We start from the raw sequence: 18,276 nt of genomic DNA on the forward strand, positions 1-18,276 counted from the left end.
CGAGGACTGCCCCTGCGCCACGCGGCAGAGGGCGTCGATCTTGGACCAACTTCCTTCCGATAAAGAAGCGGAAGAACTGGAAACGAGGAGGAGGCAACGGGAAGCAGAAAAAAGGAAGTTGCAAGAAAGGCTTAGGGTCATAGGTGGAGGGATTAATTATAGTAAATATAATTTGGGCCTTACCAGAGAAAACCTCCCTAGGCTACGGCGCAATCTTGATCGTGTGAGAAACTTAAGAGACAGTCCTGATTTGTCGGAAGAGGATATTCAGAAATATCGAGACCGCGTGAACGAACTCAAAGGACATATCGAAACATCAGAATCGACAATTAGGGAAAACGAAGAACGTTTGTTTGAACTTCAACGTGAAAGGGCTGAGATCGAAGGTCAACTGGATCGATTGAACAGCGAGACTGCCGAAAGAAGCGGCCCTTCGATCATGGATGAGCTGGAAAAGGGAAGGCAAAGAACTCCTTGCGATTGCGGGACGACCACAGTGCGGCTGGTGAACGTTTCGCCCTTCTCCCTCTTAGGAGTGCGTTAGCAGAAAGCAAATATTAAGGGTTCTTTGGTCCGTTAAATTAATCGGCCTCTACCCAAAACTCGAAATCTATTAGTGACCCCAAGGGGATTTGAACCTTGGACTAGTTTCCCTGTGCTCCGAAAAAAGTAGATTCCCCATAAAATAAATGACTTAACAGCATCGTTGAATTGAGAAATTTTAGGGTTTTGGCCTAAGAAAGGGTTTTTTTAAGCGGCTTCTTCAACTAGCGGCACGATTATTAAATAAGTCACGAATCGGGCCGGGTACAAGAACCTGAATTATCGGGTTAGGAATGCAACACGGGCAATGGTTTCCGGGCTCATGGTGAAATTGGTAGCGGGTTTTAGAGCATGTCCAAGAAGCAAGAATCCTCTCATTCAGCATGGACCGACATGAGGGGGGCACGTCAAATTAAAAACAAGCCCACCCCACTCGGTAGGTGGATTCTTCCCAGCAGCTTCATCAGGTGTTTTTAGATTTAACAGGGCTCGAGTTATGGGAGTTAAAAATCGCAGGATTGTTAGGTGACCAACAGGATCTTTCTGGAAATATTGCCAGGCGGCTCTGCTTTAAACTCTTATTTTCCGATAACGATTAAATAAGCCCCCACAACGGAAAGCACCCCTCCCGTGACCACTCTCCAGGTGATGGCTTCTTCCTTTCGAAAGAAGAACCAGGAAAATATGATGACAAAGAGAACGGACAGGCGGTTAATGGGAACGACCTGGACGATTTCCCCCATCTGAACGGCCCCCCAGAAACAAAGCGCGGCGGCGGCGTTAAATACCCCACCCACCACGGCAATCGATATTCCACCGCCATTCCAGCGCTTGCCGGTTTCTTCCGTCGTGAAACAAAGGATGCCCGTCATTAGGAAGGTGGCGGTCCCGGTGGATATCCCCATACCGAGCGGCGAAGATGGGATCCAGGCCAGACCGTACCGCCGAACGATAAATGCCAGCGCAAAGGTGAGGGCCGTTAAAAGGGGTACGATGTAATAGGTCAGGGGGATTTTTTTTTGTAGCTTCTCCCCCTCCCAGACGAGAAGGGCGCCGCCGACCATGATCAAAAGCGATCCGGCGATGATGCCGGTGGTCAGGTGTTCTCCAAGAAATATGACAGAAAGGCCCGTGGACCAGACGAGGATGGATTGCATCACAATGGAGGTTCGGGTAACGCCGACAATCCGTTGGGAGACGAAACTCATGTATCGGCCAAACAGGGAACCGACGAGTCCGTTCGCCACGAACCAGAGGATCCCCTGTATCGGCCATTGCTCCACCCCGGGGCCCATCTGGTAGAAAACCACGGCGAAAAGGACGGACACGCCATTCACCAGGGCGGTGATGACGTTTGGGTTGATGCGGCCAAGCGCTTTTTGGTAAAGCGTGCGCGAAATCGCAACTAAAAAAGCGGCGATGAGCGCAAGCATGTTTGGGTGGATGGTCTCGAGCAATTCGATGTCCAGGGATTCGGAGTCAGTATGAAACGGTGTTTCAACTTGCCGCCGGTCAATCGTCTTTATCGAAATTCGATAATAGCGGTTCGAGTGGCGTTAGCCTAGCATAGTTCGGGTTGTGCTCCGCAAAAAGTAGATTCCCCATAAAATGAATAACTTAACAACGTCGTTGAATTCAGTTTTTTTAGGATTTTGGTCTGAGAAGAGTGTCTAAGCGGCTTTTTCGACTAACGGGACGGTTATTAAATAAGTCTTGAATCGGGCCCCCGCTACCAACAATATCAAGGGGCTACGGCTAAGGTCGTAGCCCCTTTTTGTTGTCTGGTGTCCATATAGGTGTCCAGTCGATGAACAGCGGACGCTTTATGGTCGGCACTAAGGTGAGAATATCTTAGGGTCATCTGGATTGTCTTGTGGCCGAGTAGCCTGTGCTCCGCAAAAAGTAGATCCCTCATAAAATGAATGACTTAACAAAGCAGTTAAATTGAGAAATTTTAGGATTTTGGCCTAAACATGGGACTTTTTTAAGCGGCTTTTTCGACAAGAGGGACGGATATTAAGTAAGTCACGAATCGGGCCGTGGATTAGTACCTGAATAATCGGGTAGCAAATGCTCTCTGGCAAGGGTTTCCGGGGTATGGTTGAAATTGGTAGCGGGGTTCGGGGAACCCTCAAGTGCCGAAAATCCCCTCATTCAGCTTGGACCGGTTTGAAGGGGGGGGCCGTCAGCTGGAATAATCAGCTGATTATTCCCATTCTCTGAACATAGGCCTGTAAGTCTTCTGGTTTGGCACTTGCTCGTCCACCCTTAGCTTGTACTTCTTCTCCCTCAAGTTCGATTTGTAAAGAATCCATAAAACGATTCATTAGTCCGCGAAAACAAGCTACCATTGTAAGTTCAACGATTTCTGCAGTGTCAAAATGTTTAGAGAGTTCTTCGTATGCTTTGTCGTCATATCTTGCAGTATTCCATGTGACTAGCTCTGCCCACTTGATAACTGACTTCTCACGGTCATCAAACAGGGGACTTTCCATATAGTTGTCACCACTTAGTGTGTTAAGTTGTTCCTCTGTCCAGCCAGCAGTTCGCCCAACTAGGCGATTGTGCTTTATTCAATATTGGCACTCGTTAAGAGCAGATACTTTGATCATAGCTAGAGCTCTCATCTTACCGTCGAGTTTGCATCCTAGTCCGTCTTTTTGAAGTACAGTTTGTAATGGAAGAAGGAATTTCAGGATAGCCGGGGAATGAGCAAATGTGCGCATCGAATTAGCGACCCTTCCGTTAATATTATCTGCAGTTTCGAATGCATTTCGAATATCAGGGTGCTCTGCGTTATTTTGAATAAAAGGTACTCTTGCCATAAATGTTCTCCAATTTGATTTGTGAGAAATTAGGGTAGCTTTGACATACTAATTCATCAAGGTGACCTGCCCCTAATAGTTGTACCTGTGCTCCGCAAAAAGTGAATCCCAAGTAGATTGAATAGGTTAGGGAGTCAGGTTAGTAGGGAAGAATTATGGCGAAATATGAAATCGAATCTTAAATTGCGGATTGAATGGGCAATTCACCAGACTTCAAATCCTTGAATTCGTATGAGATCCAATTTATTGCGGAGCACAGGGGAGGCTAGGGCAGGTCGCATCCAAGAGCAAGGTAAGGAAGTGATTGATTTTAGGTAATATTACTAATTCGCCATGCACACCTTTGAAGCCAGAGAGTGATCTTATCGGCGTGATTGCGAGGGTCGTGTGATTACTAGAAGGATGGAAACTATGACAAACGAGATAGAAAAAATAAGGCGAATGGGGTTTAGTTCTTCGCTACAAGCCAATACGGACAGCGAAACCGCATCCGCACATGACTTGGCGCGAGTAATGACTGTACGCAAAGACCGCTATGTAATTTCCAAGGGCTGTGGTGATGTTTTTGCGAAATTGGCGGGAAAATTCGCTTACGCCATAGATTCAACTATGGATTTGCCGACAGTTGGCGATTGGATTTACGCTGATTTTTACGACGATGATACGCTTGCCATTATTCACGACGTTGTTCCCAGAATTACGCTTATGAAGCGAAAAACGGCAGGGAAAAATGTTGACTATCAATTGATCGCCGCAAATATCAACACCGCTTTCATTGTCCAATCCCTCGATGAAAATTTCAACCTCCGACGACTTGAGCGCTATTTGGTGATGATTAACGAATGCGGCATCGTTCCAATCGTGTTGTTGAGTAAAAGCGATCTAATTTCAGATGACAAAATCACTGAGAAGATCAACACCATTTTAGAGATCATACCAAATATTACTGTCTTGCCTTTCAGTAATGAGAATGGCGCGAACCTAGATCAAATTCGGGCTCTATTGCACCCAGAAAAAACTTACTGTCTGGTGGGTTCTTCGGGTGTGGGTAAAACGACGTTGCTTAATAGCCTGTTAGGTGGCGCGAACCTTGAAACCAATCCCGTCAGAGAAAAAGACAGTAAGGGACGGCATACCACGACCAACCGTCAACTGTTCCAATTAGAGAATGCCTCAATGGTGATCGATACACCGGGTATTCGTGAACTGGGTAATTTCTTCATCGAGACTGGTTTAGATGAGACATTTCCAGAAATTGTCGAGCTGGAGAGTGGATGCAAATTTAACAATTGCTCTCACGTCAATGAAAAAGGCTGCGCAATTTTGGCGGCGATTGCCGAGGGTAGTTTGTCTGAAAAACGTTATCAGAATTACGAAGCGATGCGGCGCGAGTCGAGTTACAACGAAATGCCGGACTATGAAAAACGGCAGAAGGACAAGCAATTGGGCAAATTCATAAAATCTGTCCAGAAGGCCAAGAATGATAAGTATGGTCGATAATATGACAGAAATTCGAGAAGAAAATACGGGAGATCGCGAGGCTGTTAACGTTATTAACGATGCAGCGTTCGCTCAACTTTCCGAGGGAAATATTGTTGCTGCAATTCGTGTGCATGGCGAATTAGTAATTCGCCACCCACAGGTTTGAGGAGAGGTCTAGAACCGAAAAAACCTCTTTTTCAGCATGGCCTGGTTTTTGGGAGGCCGGACAGGAGAGAATTGTCGCATAATCCCATTTTATAAGAAGTTAGGTTATACTGACCGGGTGGGCGATGCGTCGATCATTGCCACGCATGTGTGCGCGGAGGCCATCACCTAAGCGACCAGTGAAAAGGAGATATTACGTTGTTCCCGTTTGGAGTTACGGAAATCCTTGTTGTTCTCCTGATCTGCGTGCTTGTATTCGGCGCAAAGCGCCTACCTGAAATTGGCTCCGGCCTGGCCTCTGGGATCAAGAATTTCAAGAAGGGGCTCATCAACGACGAATTTCCCGAAAAGAAGGAAGAGCCCGAGGCCTCGGTTACCGAAAAACCGGTTGATAGGGGTGACTCCTAGGGCGGCGCGCTAGATAAAACTAAATATGACCAGCCTCCGAGCGTAGACGTTCTGTAACGTAAATGTGCCCCGAAAATATTTAATCTCCCACAAAGTGAATGCCTTGGCGAGATCTTAAATTGTAAATCCTCTAGATTTTCGATCTATATAAAGAAGTGTTACGCGGCTTTTTCGACTAGCGGAACGGTTATTAAATAAGTCACGAATCGGGCCCCCGCTACCAGATTTAATTGACCCCCGGTTCTTCTGGAGCCGGGGGTTTTTATGAGGTCAACTTCGTTTTTCTTGCCAAATTAATGATTCCAGGCAAGAAGGGGGATTGATTTTTTTTCAACCACGCCATTCCAAATTCTAGTTGAAGAAATGGAGAGTCGTCACTTAGCGTTTTAAAGGTTATCCCTGGCCATCCAAGTTTTTTTAAAGGTCCAGGCAAAAGGGCGATACCTAGTTCCCCAGATACGAGACTAATCATTGATCGAAGAGGCGCTTCTTGAAGAATTTTAGGCATGAATCCACTTTCCTTGCACGCGTTTAAAATCTGAGAATGAAAAACAGATGCTGTGGAATTTCGGCCTCGGCGTGAGAGAGGCAAAATAAAAGACTCGTCTTTTAGTTGTAAGAGGTTGAGCTTTTTGGATTTCGTTAGGCAGTGATTTTTCGGGAGTGCTACGATCATTCGATCCATCCACAAGGGCTCGAAAGTAAGTTTCTCCGAATCAAAAGTTGTCAAATTAAGCTGGTCTTTTCGAAGGAATCCAATATCTACGATCCCTTCAGAAATAGCTGTGCATTGCTCGTCTCCTGGCATTACTTGAAGTTCTAAATTGATATCTGGGAATTTGTTCCGAAATTGGGGCAATATTTCTGGAATTAGTGAAACCGATGAAGAAAATATGGAAGCGATTTTCAGGTGACCAAGAAATCCTTGGGCTATTCGATTAGCAACCGTTTTGGCAAAATCGACTTGTGATAAAGCCAGGCGAATCTCGGCCAAAAAAGCCACCCCTGCATCTGAGAGTTCAACGGAGCGACTGTTGCGAATAAAAAGTTGTACGCCCAGTTCTTCCTCTAAGCTTTGAATGGCATTGCTCAAAGGTGGCTGAGCCATATTCAAGCGTTTTGCGGCACGAAGAAATTGTTTCTCTTCCGCCACAGCTACAAATTGCTGGAAACGGCGCAAAGTCAAATTATACTCCAAATGTATTGATGGGGCGTGTAGGTGATATTTGACATATTCAATCAAAGGTATAAATTTAAGTCAATATAGTAATTTCTAATTAACGGAAAATGCCGTTTCTTTAAGGGAGTTTCATTAGTGTAACTCTTGAGGCAGGGCATGACCTCTTCGCCATTTTCAGGGAGCCTCACAAGAAGGTCCGATTATTGTCTTCCTTGGGGCTTTGATCGAGGGAGTTGATAAGTAAAAGGTAGTTGAATTATCAATTTTTCACGGGTAGGAGAATCTTTAACCTTTTAGGGGGGAGTTAAAAGATGAGGAAATCCTGGCTGTATCAACTTGCAAAGGCGTGTTTCGTGGTGATGGTGGTGCTTGTTTTTTCTACTGCCGCGATGGCGGCCAAAATTGGCAAGACCACCGAAGAGATTATTAAATTAGCCAAGAAGGAACCCCGAGCTCATATTTCTACGACTTGGGCAGGAAAAATCATTAAGTTTCAAAAGCGTGGATTTAAGAAAAAATATGGGCTTTCTTTTAGTTTCTCTAATGTTTCCGGATTGGCCAGCAGGGAGCGGATACTCAACGAGGCGCTTAGCGGAATTTACGAAAGCGATCTTGTAAACGTATCCGGTTCCTTGCGCGATAAGTTCATCAAGGCCGGGGTCATCGTTCCTATTAAATATGCCTCTCTCTTCCCCAAGGTAAGAGCTGATATTATCAGCCCCAAGGGTTATTTCTTGGGCACAGGGATGAATCAGTTCGGGATTGCCTACAATCCCAAGCTGGTATCGGCGGCGAATGCCCCGAAAGATTGGCAGGATTGTCTGAATCCGATGTGGAAGGGAAAGCTGGCTGTGCTCGCGCGGCCCCTTACATGGATTCAGCTACACTTCTACTGGAAGAAAGACAAAAGCATTGCCTACCACAAGGCTTTGAAAAATAATAAACCCGTTTGGATGTCGAGCACGAATGGGACAACCGCACAGGTCGCCTCTGGTGAGTTCCCACTCCTTTGTGGCGTTCAGTATCATGCCGTCAAAAACGTGTTGCGGAAAGACGCAGGCGCACCTATTAAATTCGTGGTTCCCCATATTTTCCCCTACCAGGTTGGCGAGGCCCTCGCGGTGATGAAGGGGGGCAAAGCCCCGAATTCAGCAATTTTGCTGGCCTCCTATCTCGCTACGGATGGTGCGAAAGGTTATGGCCTGTACGGGAGAAGCAACCCGAATATCAAGGGAACGGATGCGTATAACTATATTAGAAAAGCCGGCGCCAAGCCTGTCTGGTTCGGCTGGAAGGCTGCTGGCGCGGTTCAGGCCAACGCCTCTAGAGAAGTTGTATCCACCTGGGGATTCCCCAAGGGCAGAAAGAGGAAGAAGAAGTAGTAGCCTCCTAGGGAATAAATAAAGCAGATGGCGCTAGGAAGGTATGTTGCCTTGCCCATCGTGTTTCCGGAATAAATTTTGGCCGCTGGGCGCTCTATTCGGGAGCGTCCAGCGGTCGGTCCGGAATTTTCTTTTATGGGACCGGCATACTTCGGGTTTTCTGTGATCTCCTCGGTTGCCTCACCAGCAAAATAGATAAAATGAACCACACTCTTCAGCGTCTTTTGGCGCAGGAGAAGATATATGAAGTCCATTTCGTTGCCACAGCCTAATGTAGAGGATCGAATTCTGCGGGTGCGAAACTGGGTCAGGAACAATCTGTTGATGGTTCTCGTCATATCGATTGTTTTGTTCCTGGTGCTGGTTCCCGTGACACGCTTGCTAATCACAAGTTTTCAGATTGGCCATCCCGCACTTCCTGAAGGATGGTCGATAAATAACTATACTTCTGCGTTTTCCACACCTAATTTTTATGAATCCCTGGGAAGAACGTTCTGGGTCGCTGGCCTTGGAACCTCGGTATCCCTGACATTTGCGATTCTCGTAGCATGGCTGGTCGAGCGAACAGACATGCCATTTCGAAATCTCGCATGGGCGATGATTCTGATTCCGATGGCTGTACCCAATATTTTGTTTGCCATGGGTTGGACTTTGCTTCTCTCGCCCAATGCCGGCGCTTTGAACGTTTTTTTGCGAAGTTTGCTGGATTTGGTCGGCATTCATGTGGCGAAGGGTCCGATCAATATTTTCTCTGTGGGCGGCCTCATTTTTCTCGACGGCATCCGGGGGGTGACAACGATTTTCTTGATGGTCGTTGGATGTTTTCGAATGATGGACCCAACTCTTGAGGAGGCCGCGAGAGTTTCCGGGGCGAGTGGCGTCGCGACATTTTTTAAAGTGACCCTGCCAGCGCTTTCTCCGGCTATCCTTGCGGCTGGCATGTATTCCTTTATTTTGAGCATGGAATCGTTTGAAGCCGCTTTAGCTGTAGGGCTGCCAGGTGGGGTCTTCGTGCTCAGCACGTTGATCTACTTTACGACCCGTGTTCAGGCCCCGCTTGACTACGGGCTAGGCGCCGTGTTCGGCGTGGTTTTCATGGTCATCATGATGGTTCTGCTTATCGGCTACCGTCGTGCGGTACGCAACTCAGAGCGGTTCTCTACAATCACGGGAAAAGGCTTCCGGCCCCGCATCATATCAATAGGTAAATGGCGCTACCCGGCGTTGGGTTTATTTATTTTATTTTTCCTCATTTCTATCGCTTTGCCCTTTACTATCCTTCTTTGGACCAGTTTCATGCCAAGCTACCGCATTCCATCCTTAGAAGTTATGCATCTTCTTACGCTTAATAATTTCATCGAAATCCTAAGTGATGATCGCGTTTATGATGTTCTTTGGAATACAATTGTGCTTATGTTAGTTACGGCTACTGCTACCATGATTCTCGCCTTTTTCGTTTCATGGATGATTGTTCGGGGGCAGGGTAAGGGAAAAGGAAAAGGGGTGTTGGACGCTCTCGTGTTCCTTCCCCTTGCCATTCCGGGCATCGTTATCGCGATGGCTTTGCTGATGGCCTATTTAACTCCTCCTATGAATTATCTTGGAATATACGGAACTGTTTGGATTTTGGTGTTGGGACTATCTGTGGCCTATCTCCCGTTTTGTACTCGTCTAATGAATGGTGCGATCGTTCAAGTGCACAAGGAACTTGAAGAAGCCGCCTACGTCAGCGGTGCGACAACGTTCCGTACATTGATGCAAGTCACCTTTCCTCTTCTGTTTCCCGCCTTTGCCGCCGGTTGGATATGGGTGGCCGTGCACGCTCTCCGATCATTTTCCATTCCTCTCATGTTGGCGGGAAGGCGTAACCAGGTTTTTGCTGTTTTGTTATGGGAATACTGGGAGGAGGATATTTCTCAGGCTGCGGCCATGGGGGTTTTGTTGATTATTGCCTTAATCCCTCTGACACTCCTCATGCGACGATTCGTCACGCAATTTAGCGGCCAAAAAGGTTAGGGTGGAGGCACTATGCAGATTACCGTCACGAATTTAAGTAAAACCTTTGAGTCGATGGATGGACCTGTTGCGGCTCTTCAGGATGTGAGTTTTACGATCAACCGGGGAGAATTTTATACCCTGCTAGGGCCAAGTGGTTGCGGAAAAAGCACGACCCTCCGGTGTATCGCGGGACTTGAGAGTCCGGACAGTGGCGAGATTCGGATTGGAGAGCAAGTTGTAGTGGCTCCAGGCGTTTCTGTTCCACCGAACGAGCGCCCCATTGGGATGGTATTCCAGTCGTATGCGATATGGCCGCATATGACGGTGTTCAACAACGTGGCATTTCCCCTCAAGCAAGGGAAAAGAAAAGTGCCTCGGGCCGAAAGAGAAAAGCGCGTAATGGAAGTGCTCTCTTTGATGCAGATGGAGGACCTGGCTCACCGGCCCGCTCCCAATTTAAGCGGAGGCCAGCAACAACGGGTAGCGCTGGCAAGGGCGCTTGTATCCAGTTCCGAGGTTCTCCTTCTTGATGAACCTTTGAGTAATCTTGATGCAAAGCTCCGGGAAGATTTAAGGCTGGAGATTAAAGATTTGACCCGGGAACTGGGAATCACTGCGATATATGTTACCCACGATCAACTTGAGGCGTTGGCCATGTCTGATCGAATAGCGGTGATGCTCAACGGGAAGATTGTTCAAGAGGCGACCCCAAGGGAGTTATACCTGAAGCCTAAAACCAGTTTTGTGGCCCAGTTTGTTGGACAAGTGAATTTCTTTGACGGAACTGTACGGGAAGACTCTTCTGATGGGCACGGTCTCATCGAGACGGCTCTGGGTGCTTGGCGCTGCCCAATTCCCAGTGGAATAACCAAAGGGGCCAAGGCCAAATTGGCGGTTCGGCCCGAAGGCTTGCGTCTCTCTTCCGGCGGGGAAGACAAAGAAGGAAACTTATTGGAGGGACGGGTGGAGAAGACCGTTTTTCTTGGCGAGACGATTGAGTGTCAAATTTTGGTGGGCTCTCAAACCATCACAACGAAGATTTCTATAGAGAATGAGGTTGCTGAAGGGGATAAGATTTTTTTGAAGTTTGCCCCAGAGAATTGCTTGGTTTTGCCAGCAGAGTCGCTTTAGTCTCATTTTTTTAGTTCAGATTTTTTTTGATTTGCAATTTGTCGTGCTCCTTATTTGAAAGGTGAAAAAATGACCAAGCCCTATTTTAATGAGAACAAGCCTGAGAGTGAATATCCCAGTAACCTTACAGGGCCACGCCCTGAGGAGTCGAAAAACGTTCGCTTGGTGGCGCATTCCGATCTGAACGGTTGGGGGGATGCCTTTCAGATTCGTGTGCGGGATGGCATTTGCTACATCATGGGGTCAGGCCTTTACGGTTCGAACGGTCTCATGGTCCTTGATGTCTCTGACCCTTCCAATCCAAAAATGATTAAACAAATGGAAGACAATCCCGCGGGAAGAACCCACAAGGTCCTTCTGGTTGATGATGTGTTGATCACCAATGTCGAGGAGCGGGCGGGAATGGAGCACCCCGATGTGATTGGCGGGCTTCGGGTTTTTGACAACACCGATCCTCGAAATCCTAAGTTCGTAAAAAATGTCGAGACGGATGGGGCGGGTATTCATCGCCCGGTTTATGACTTTGACCGAAAATTGATGTACAGCGGCGGCAGGAAGGATGGTTGCAATGGGCGGGCGCTTCTTATTCATGACATGAAAGACCCGAGGAATCCGACTCTTATTGGCGAAGGATGGGTGCCGGGTCAAAATGAAGCGGCGGGCGAGGAGCCTACCTGGGATCTGGATCTCGTATCGAAGGGCGGGGTCGATCTGCACGAAGCGATTCCGTACGGCAATTATGTTACGTGCGCCTGGCGGCGGGGGGGATTCGGTATGATGGATCTGACCGATCCCACCAAGCCCGAGTTCATGTGGCGGCGAAACTTTTATGAAACTCATAATTGGTCGCCTGCGTCTCACACTTTTATGGTTCCGAAAGGCTCGCATTTCGGATTTCTTCTCACCGAGACTCACACCACTAATTGCGCTCATCCACCAGCGTTTGCGACTTTTTTTGACATGCGCAACCATATGGATCCGATTTCGATCAGCACATTCAACCCCTATCCACTCGATCCCATCACCATGCGGCCTCAGGATTCTTCCTGGTGCGAGCAGGGTGCCCGCTACGGTGCACATAATACATGGCAATGGATGAAAGCCGACGATCTGCTCTGCCTGACGTGGTTCAATGCGGGTCTTCGTATTTTGGACTGGTCTAATCCTTTCGAGCCAAAGGAAGTGGGATACTTCATTCCAGCCGGCAACAAGGAGCGTTTCTGCCCTCAGACCAACGAGGTCTTTGTGGATCGGGAAACTGGCCTTATTTACATAAGCGATCGATGGGGGTTGGGCATGGATATACTGGAGTTCACCGGCTGATTTATTATTGTTGTGTTGTATAGGATTTGATCGCTGCTTTTTTTCAGAGAATGCTTGTTGCGTCTTTGGTGTGTAGGGTTTGGTGTATGTACAGAGCCGTGCACTAATTTTCGTTAACGAGGACGAGGAGGTGAGCCGGTGGAACAACTGGGCGAACGTCTTTATGTAGAAACGAAATATGACTGGGCTAACGTAAGTGCTGCTGTCACGGATGAGGGAGTGGTCCTGATAGATAGTCCGGTAAGGCCTTCGGATTCGAAGGATTGGCAGGACACAGTCAAAGGGTTGAGTCCCAAGGGAATTCGATACCTTATCGCCACTGATTATCATGGCGATCATACGACGGGTTCATCTTTCATCGATGGAATTGGAGAGCAAGTTAACTTTATTGCGCCTCAGTTCGCCTACGATGAAATTTTAAAAGGTGATAACGCTTTTTCAAAAGAAATCTTCGTTGAAACACTTCGTGATCTTGGCCATACAGAAGAGGCCGATGCCATTACCCGGGCCGCAGTTCCGCATCCTCAATTTTGTTTTGAGGACACCATGGTTTTGCACCTGCCACCGCTTACGTTTGAGATTCGGCGCATGGGCGGTCACTCCCCGGCTACATCGGCAATTTTTGTGCCCGAGGAAGGTGTTTTGTTTTCAAGCGATGTTGTGAGCCATACCGGGGGCGGAATGCGGGATGCGAACCTGGGTGAATGGATTCGGGCCCTTGAGTGGATAGAGAGCCTGCCAATCAAAACGATTGTGCCCGGTCATGGAGATATATGCGGGAAAGATGTGGCCACCCGCCAAAAGGAACGCATGGTTTCCATCAAGGGAACGATGGAAGAGGTTTTAAAGAAGGGATTGACCAAAGATGAAACGGTAGCGGATGAATCATTCCAGAAGTTCTTTCGGGCGGACACATCCCGAGGGGAATACTGGCTCCAGCAGCGAAAGGAAACTTTCCGAATTGGTATAGAAAGAGTTTACGACGAAGTTAAAGCAGATATCGGGTAACACAGATACCCGATAAATTTCGATTCGCTCTAATTTAGCGAGGATATTGACATGGCAATTACAGTAAAGGAAATGAAGATTGGGCGTGTATTTGAAATAAGATATGAGGCCGGAGATGAATTCTACCCGGAACTCAACAAGTTCGTGAAGGAGAAGAATATTCGAGCGGGCTCGGTTTTCCTCATGGGAGCGCTCACCGAGACATTTATGATCTCGGGATTTAACAGTATGAACGGCTATGACGTAAATCGTCACCACTTTAAGGACTGGCGAGAACTCGTAGCCTACGGAAATATTACATGGCCCGAAGAGCCCCCTGCGGCGCTGGGAGATGTGACTTGGGATGAGCCCGAGCCTTATGTCCATATCCATATGTCTCTGAGCGGCGGTCCCGGCAAGAACGATGAAGTGCTGGTCGGACATTTGAGCGATGGAACGCTCAAGGGCGCGATGCTGGTTCAAATTTTCGAACTTGTGGAATAGGTGTAGACAGTCTAGCACCCCGAAAAAATGATTCTCCTAAATGCGTATGGGTTATTGAAGTCGTTTGTCTGAGAAATTTCAGAAATTTGGATTGTACAAGGCAATGTTTAAGCGACTGTATCAATCCACGGCACGATTATTAAATAAGTCTTGATTCGTGCCCCGTTACCAATAAATTCAAAAGGGTTACGGTCTAGGCCGTAGCCCTTTTTGTGTCCTATGTCCACGTGAGTGTCCCGTCAATGAACAGAAGATTCTTTATATGGTCGGCACTGCGGTAAGAATGCCTGAGTGCTCGTTCTATGGTTAAGCGAGGCGCGAGGCAAGCTCGTCTAAATTGTTGCATCCCAGTAGAGCTATATTGCGATAGACCTCCTGGCTGAGCAGGGTAATGGCGTGGGTGACGCCCGCCTCCTCGCCGAGGGCCGCCGCATATAGAAAAGGCCGGCCAGCGAAGATAAAGTCAGCGCCCAAAGCCAAAGCCTTTACGACATCGGTGCCGCGGCGGATGCCGCTGTCAAAGAGTATCGCCATATTTCCTTTTTCGGCGGCAATTGACGAGAGTGCTTTCAGGGGGGGGATTGCGGTGTCGAGTTGCCGCCCGCCATGGTTTGAGACGAAAAGCCCATCGAGGCCAATGCTCGCAGCGATTTTGGTGTCCTCCGGTGACAGCACTCCCTTGATCAAGAGTTTGCCCTTCCATTTGTCCCGTAGCCATTTCATATCGTCCCAGTCCAAGGCGTCGCGAACATGAGGCCGCTGTGGTGCGCTGCTAGAGATAATTGGGATGCCGCGCTCTTTCCCATAATTTTCGATATGCGGCATACCACTGCTCATAAGAGTGCGCAGAAAAGTGCCTATTAACCAACGAGGGTGCGTCAATCCGTCTAGCGCGATTCGCAAACCAGGCCGAATCGGATATTCAAAGCCCGCTCGCAAGCCGGCTCGTCGGTTGCCCGGGACCGGAACGTCTACCGTGATGACCAGATGGCGGATGCCAGCCTGCCAAACCCGATCAGCAAGTTCGCTGATGGCGTCTCGCTCTGCAGTCACATAGGCCTGGAACCAGACATCAGGATAAGCCTCGGCAATTTTTTCCATCGGGATTAGGGCGCTGGCACTCATTACATAAGGAATGTTTGCAGCCCGAGCCGCACGGGCAAAATTCAGATCGGCCTCGAAGCCGAACATCGCAGAGGCCCCCATGGGCGAAATGCCGAAAGGGGCATCGAAGGATTTTCCAAATAAGACTTTCTTCATCGTCCGTTTGGTTACATCGTTAAGAACCCGGGGGCGAAGCCAAATTTCATCGAAGGCCTGACGGTTACCTTCGCGGGACAGATTTGCCTCTGTGCCCTTTGATCCAAACTCCCATAAGGCGCGAGGTAGAAACGAATGGGCAAGCGGTGCCAAATCTTCTAAGACCATGACGCGGCGAAGGTTGTATGGGATGGACATTTAATTCTCTCCAAATGTTAAAAAATTTATTTGAACGCAGTAGTCTATATCATTCTGGGAAAAGGTGGTTCGCAAGCTGGTGCTGGCGATAATTGCGCTGAATGTCTATAAGGGGGAATGGAAAATTTCAAAATGAAGTTTGGTGGATATCAGGGACCGGATTCAATCCATACGGCTGCGGGTCGTTTATTTGGCTCGGAACTGACGAGCCGGGAAGATTTGTCTATTGAATTTGATTTCGAGGAAAGCATCATAGCTCGCGGTTTAAATTCTGGTGAGCTGCCTGGTATGGTTGCGTCAGGTGAATTGAATCTTTGCTACATGTCGACTGTGCGTTTTTCTAAAGACGTTCCTGAATTAGCGGTATTCGAATTGCCGTTCCTTATTAAAGACAGGGTTTCGTTGTTTGAGGCATTGGAAGGTGCGCTTGGCGACTATTTTAAGGCTCGTATTGAAGAGGCAACGCCATTTAAGATATTAGGGTTTTGGGACAATGGTTTTCGTAATATATCCAATAAGGTCAGGCCGATTCGCACTCCAGCAGATTGCAAAGGCATAGCGATACGAACGCAAATAAGTGATCTTCACGGTGAAGTGTTTCGAGCTTTTGGGTTTGAGCCAAGTCCCATCGATATTAAGACATTTCTCGAAACCATTGAAACGGATCGCGTTCAAGCTCAGGATAACCCACTCACAAGCATTTATATTTTTGATATTCACAAACATCACCACTACATCACTTTGAGCAGTCATTTTTTTGGTGTGAGCTTGTTCATATGTAATCGCCAGGTGTTTGAAAGCTGGCCCGCTGAAGTTCAAGAATCAGTGATCCAGGCCGCAGGCAAGGCGACAACGCTTCAACGAAAAATGGCAACCGAGCAAGACGAGCTCGTTTTGTCTAAGCTTGAGGCCGAAGGCAATGAGGTGATTACGCTTAACTCGGATGAGCGGAGCGCTTTTGAAAAGTCAGTAGCTCCCCTAGTGGAAAGCTATCGCAGTAAATTTGGCGCAGAGTTGTTCTCGCTTTTAGACAGCTAGCCCGTTTGCCTCCCCAAGGTGGATAGGCCGCCGACTGTTTCCTTTCTTTCAAACCGGTTCCCGTTTAGATTGAGAATTTTTTCGGAGAGTTCTTTGACTCTCATGGAAGAGGATGTCTGTGCCTAGAGCAGGGCGGGCGCCTCTTCATTCGGCACCGGGAAGGATGCAGGCCAGGAGGCCGTCAGCTCCTGGATGTAGTTCCGAATGGAGTCCGGCTCCACGCGGACGGTAAGCCCTTTCGCGGGGAAAGCATCTCCCGTCTCAATCGGGATGCGGAGCGATTTATAGACCCGGTTCATCATGTTGTAGAGAGTACACAACGCCGTAAGCTCCACTATCTCAGGGTCGCTGTAGTGCTTGCGAACCTCCTCGAAAATGTCGTCCCGCGTCTTCGCGGTATACATGGCCACATGTTCCGCCCACAGCACCGCCGCCCGCTCCCTCGGGGAGAGAAGGGGTGAGATCATGTAATCCCCACCGCCAATGGCGTGCGCCAAATCGTCCGTGATGCCCGCGGTCCGCCCAAGCGCCGTCATCTGCGCCAGACAATAGGCCGACTCGTTCACCCGGCTCGTCTTGAGAGCCGCCATGAGTTTCAGGCGCGTGGAGAGCCGCCCCCCAAGTCCCTCGTGCAGAATTGCCACCATAAAGGGCACCATCAGTTTGGCGACGTGGGGAATGTGGGCCCACATGCGCGCCGCGTTCGTCTTCCCTCCCAGGAACTGCTTCGCCGCCCGGAAGTAGAAGGCGGCATCGGGGTCGCTCGTAGCTGTATCGATGAGCGGCACCCTCGGCCCCTGCGCGGAGAGGCCCTCCGCCGCCCCGGGCATGAGGATTTCATCGAAGCGGGGCCCCGCTCCATTTTCGCTGCCGTTTCTTCCTGCCTCGGGCTCCCCGTCCCCGTTGGGTTGGGGGAAATCATCCGGCCACATCTCCACCAGCAGATCGAGGTAGGCGCGGATCTTGTTCGTGTCCGCCCGCACCGAGGTCTTGATCTTGTTCACCTCATCTTGGTGCTCTAGCGGGAGATGGAGGGAGTCCTGCCCCCGGTTCGAGCGGTTGAAGAAGCCGATAATTCCCGTCAGCTCCACGAACTCGGCGTCGCTATAGTGCTTGCGCACCTCCTCGTACACGTCATCCCGGTCTCCCGCCGTGTTGCGGGTGACATGCTCCGCCCACAGCACCGCCGCCCGCTCCCTCGGGGAGAGGATAGGGGACTCCATGTATGTGTCCATGCAAATGTCAGTTACCTGATCGTCCGTGATGCCGGCCGCTTGACCAAGGGCCGTGTTGTGAGCCAGTCAGTAGGAGCAGCCGTTGAGGTGGCTCGTCTTGATAATCGCTATTTCCTTGAGCTTGTTCGAGAGGACTCCTCCTGCCGCCTCCCGGTGGAGCGCCACCCCGAAGGGCAGGTTGAACTTCACGATGTAGGGTATGTTCGCCCACGAGCGCGCTGCGTTGGGTATCCGGCCCCGCATCCTCGTGGTCGCCTCGAAGAAACGCGCGGTCTCCCCCTGGGCAGTCTCGATATCGACCAGTTGTATTCTTGGCATTAATTATTCTCCATTAAGGTCGAAAGCCTACATTCAACTTACAAAGTTCCTAAGTATTCATTCAGATTAATAGTTTATCGTATCAGAGGAAATAAGCCACGCTGAGTTAGTTCGGCATTAAAGTTCACACTGAAAGAATTCACGATGTGTAGTTATTTCAAAGCGTAGTGGCATTATTCATCGAAATGGTAGATTTGCCCCGAAATATACCCGAAACATTTCAGCAACAAAAATTTAATCTTAAAGTAACGTTTCTGTAATTCACCTCATATATATTCACTCAACAGTTAATAACCAAT

Annotated in this window: 18 protein-coding genes; 11 read left to right on the plus strand and 7 right to left on the minus strand. The window is 48.8% G+C overall.

Translation table 11 applies throughout. From position 1 onward, the window contains the following. Nucleotides 1-40 precede the first annotated feature (40 nt). Nucleotides 41-544, plus strand: coding sequence for a hypothetical protein (locus HOJ95_06255; GenBank protein MBT6394286.1), 504 nt, complete (start codon nucleotides 41-43; stop codon nucleotides 542-544). A 577-nt stretch (nucleotides 545-1,121) separates the two neighbouring features. On the opposite strand, the gene HOJ95_06260 is transcribed toward HOJ95_06255, so the two are convergent. The 3 genes from HOJ95_06260 to HOJ95_06270 form a co-directional block, all read right to left on the minus strand. After that, nucleotides 1,122-2,000, minus strand: a complete 879-nt coding sequence (locus HOJ95_06260) for a DMT family transporter (GenBank protein MBT6394287.1) — start codon at nucleotides 1,998-2,000, stop codon at nucleotides 1,122-1,124. A 741-nt stretch (nucleotides 2,001-2,741) separates the two neighbouring features. Further along, on the minus strand, nucleotides 2,742-3,038 hold the full coding sequence (locus HOJ95_06265) for a carboxymuconolactone decarboxylase family protein (protein MBT6394288.1): 297 nt from the start codon (nucleotides 3,036-3,038) through the stop codon (nucleotides 2,742-2,744). Nucleotides 3,039-3,116: 78 nt separating this feature from the next. Beyond that, nucleotides 3,117-3,368 carry a hypothetical protein gene (locus tag HOJ95_06270; GenBank protein MBT6394289.1) on the minus strand — a complete coding sequence of 84 codons (252 nt, stop codon included), beginning with the start codon at nucleotides 3,366-3,368 and terminating at the stop codon, nucleotides 3,117-3,119. A 411-nt stretch (nucleotides 3,369-3,779) separates the two neighbouring features. Here HOJ95_06270 and rsgA point away from each other — a divergent pair, with 411 nt between their 5' ends. From rsgA to tatA, 3 genes are all read left to right on the plus strand, one after another. Next, a complete protein-coding gene (gene rsgA / locus HOJ95_06275; protein ID MBT6394290.1) occupies nucleotides 3,780-4,868 on the plus strand; it encodes a ribosome small subunit-dependent GTPase A in 1,089 nt (362 codons plus the stop codon). Beyond that, nucleotides 4,858-5,016, plus strand: coding sequence for a hypothetical protein (locus HOJ95_06280; protein MBT6394291.1), 159 nt, complete (start codon nucleotides 4,858-4,860; stop codon nucleotides 5,014-5,016). The genes rsgA and HOJ95_06280 overlap by 11 nt, the downstream gene beginning before the upstream one ends. A gap of 197 nt (nucleotides 5,017-5,213) precedes the next feature. After that, nucleotides 5,214-5,423 (plus strand): twin-arginine translocase TatA/TatE family subunit, encoded by a 210-nt coding sequence (gene tatA, locus HOJ95_06285; GenBank protein ID MBT6394292.1) that lies wholly within the window; start codon nucleotides 5,214-5,216, stop codon nucleotides 5,421-5,423. A gap of 262 nt (nucleotides 5,424-5,685) precedes the next feature. On the opposite strand, the gene HOJ95_06290 is transcribed toward tatA, so the two are convergent. Further along, nucleotides 5,686-6,609: a LysR family transcriptional regulator gene (locus HOJ95_06290; GenBank protein MBT6394293.1), complete on the minus strand. Its 924-nt coding sequence runs from the start codon at nucleotides 6,607-6,609 to the stop codon at nucleotides 5,686-5,688. Nucleotides 6,610-6,914: 305 nt separating this feature from the next. Here HOJ95_06290 and HOJ95_06295 point away from each other — a divergent pair, with 305 nt between their 5' ends. The 6 genes from HOJ95_06295 (at nucleotide 6,915) to HOJ95_06320 (ending at nucleotide 13,928) form a co-directional block, all read left to right on the plus strand. After that, entirely contained in the window at nucleotides 6,915-7,985 is a 1,071-nt protein-coding gene (locus HOJ95_06295; protein MBT6394294.1) for an extracellular solute-binding protein, read from the plus strand. A 243-nt stretch (nucleotides 7,986-8,228) separates the two neighbouring features. Continuing rightward, a complete protein-coding gene (locus tag HOJ95_06300; protein MBT6394295.1) occupies nucleotides 8,229-10,001 on the plus strand; it encodes an iron ABC transporter permease in 1,773 nt (590 codons plus the stop codon). A gap of 12 nt (nucleotides 10,002-10,013) precedes the next feature. Further along, on the plus strand, nucleotides 10,014-11,114 hold the full coding sequence (locus HOJ95_06305; protein MBT6394296.1) for an ABC transporter ATP-binding protein: 1,101 nt from the start codon (nucleotides 10,014-10,016) through the stop codon (nucleotides 11,112-11,114). Between the two features lie 69 nt (nucleotides 11,115-11,183). Next, nucleotides 11,184-12,437 (plus strand): hypothetical protein, encoded by a 1,254-nt coding sequence (locus tag HOJ95_06310; protein ID MBT6394297.1) that lies wholly within the window; start codon nucleotides 11,184-11,186, stop codon nucleotides 12,435-12,437. Nucleotides 12,438-12,575: 138 nt separating this feature from the next. Beyond that, nucleotides 12,576-13,445: an MBL fold metallo-hydrolase gene (locus HOJ95_06315; GenBank protein ID MBT6394298.1), complete on the plus strand. Its 870-nt coding sequence runs from the start codon at nucleotides 12,576-12,578 to the stop codon at nucleotides 13,443-13,445. Between the two features lie 51 nt (nucleotides 13,446-13,496). Beyond that, nucleotides 13,497-13,928, plus strand: a complete 432-nt coding sequence (locus HOJ95_06320) for a DNA-binding protein (GenBank protein ID MBT6394299.1) — start codon at nucleotides 13,497-13,499, stop codon at nucleotides 13,926-13,928. A gap of 306 nt (nucleotides 13,929-14,234) precedes the next feature. Here the strand turns inward: HOJ95_06320 and HOJ95_06325 are convergent, their stop codons facing one another. Next, on the minus strand, nucleotides 14,235-15,386 hold the full coding sequence (locus HOJ95_06325) for an alpha-hydroxy-acid oxidizing protein (GenBank protein ID MBT6394300.1): 1,152 nt from the start codon (nucleotides 15,384-15,386) through the stop codon (nucleotides 14,235-14,237). A gap of 117 nt (nucleotides 15,387-15,503) precedes the next feature. On the opposite strand from HOJ95_06325, the gene HOJ95_06330 reads away from it, so the two are divergent. Continuing rightward, a complete protein-coding gene (locus HOJ95_06330) occupies nucleotides 15,504-16,424 on the plus strand; it encodes a TRAP transporter substrate-binding protein (GenBank protein MBT6394301.1) in 921 nt (306 codons plus the stop codon). 122 nt (nucleotides 16,425-16,546) lie between these two features. Here the strand turns inward: HOJ95_06330 and HOJ95_06335 are convergent, their stop codons facing one another. Together HOJ95_06335 and HOJ95_06340 are read right to left on the minus strand one after the other, a co-directional pair. After that, nucleotides 16,547-17,647 carry a carboxymuconolactone decarboxylase family protein gene (locus HOJ95_06335; GenBank protein MBT6394302.1) on the minus strand — a complete coding sequence of 367 codons (1,101 nt, stop codon included), beginning with the start codon at nucleotides 17,645-17,647 and terminating at the stop codon, nucleotides 16,547-16,549. 78 nt (nucleotides 17,648-17,725) lie between these two features. After that, nucleotides 17,726-17,977 (minus strand): hypothetical protein, encoded by a 252-nt coding sequence (locus tag HOJ95_06340; protein ID MBT6394303.1) that lies wholly within the window; start codon nucleotides 17,975-17,977, stop codon nucleotides 17,726-17,728. Nucleotides 17,978-18,276 lie beyond the last annotated feature (299 nt).

The sequence above is a fragment of the Nitrospinaceae bacterium genome (assembly GCA_018669005.1).
In the GTDB taxonomy this organism is placed as follows: Bacteria; UBA8248; UBA8248; order UBA8248; family UBA8248; genus UBA8248.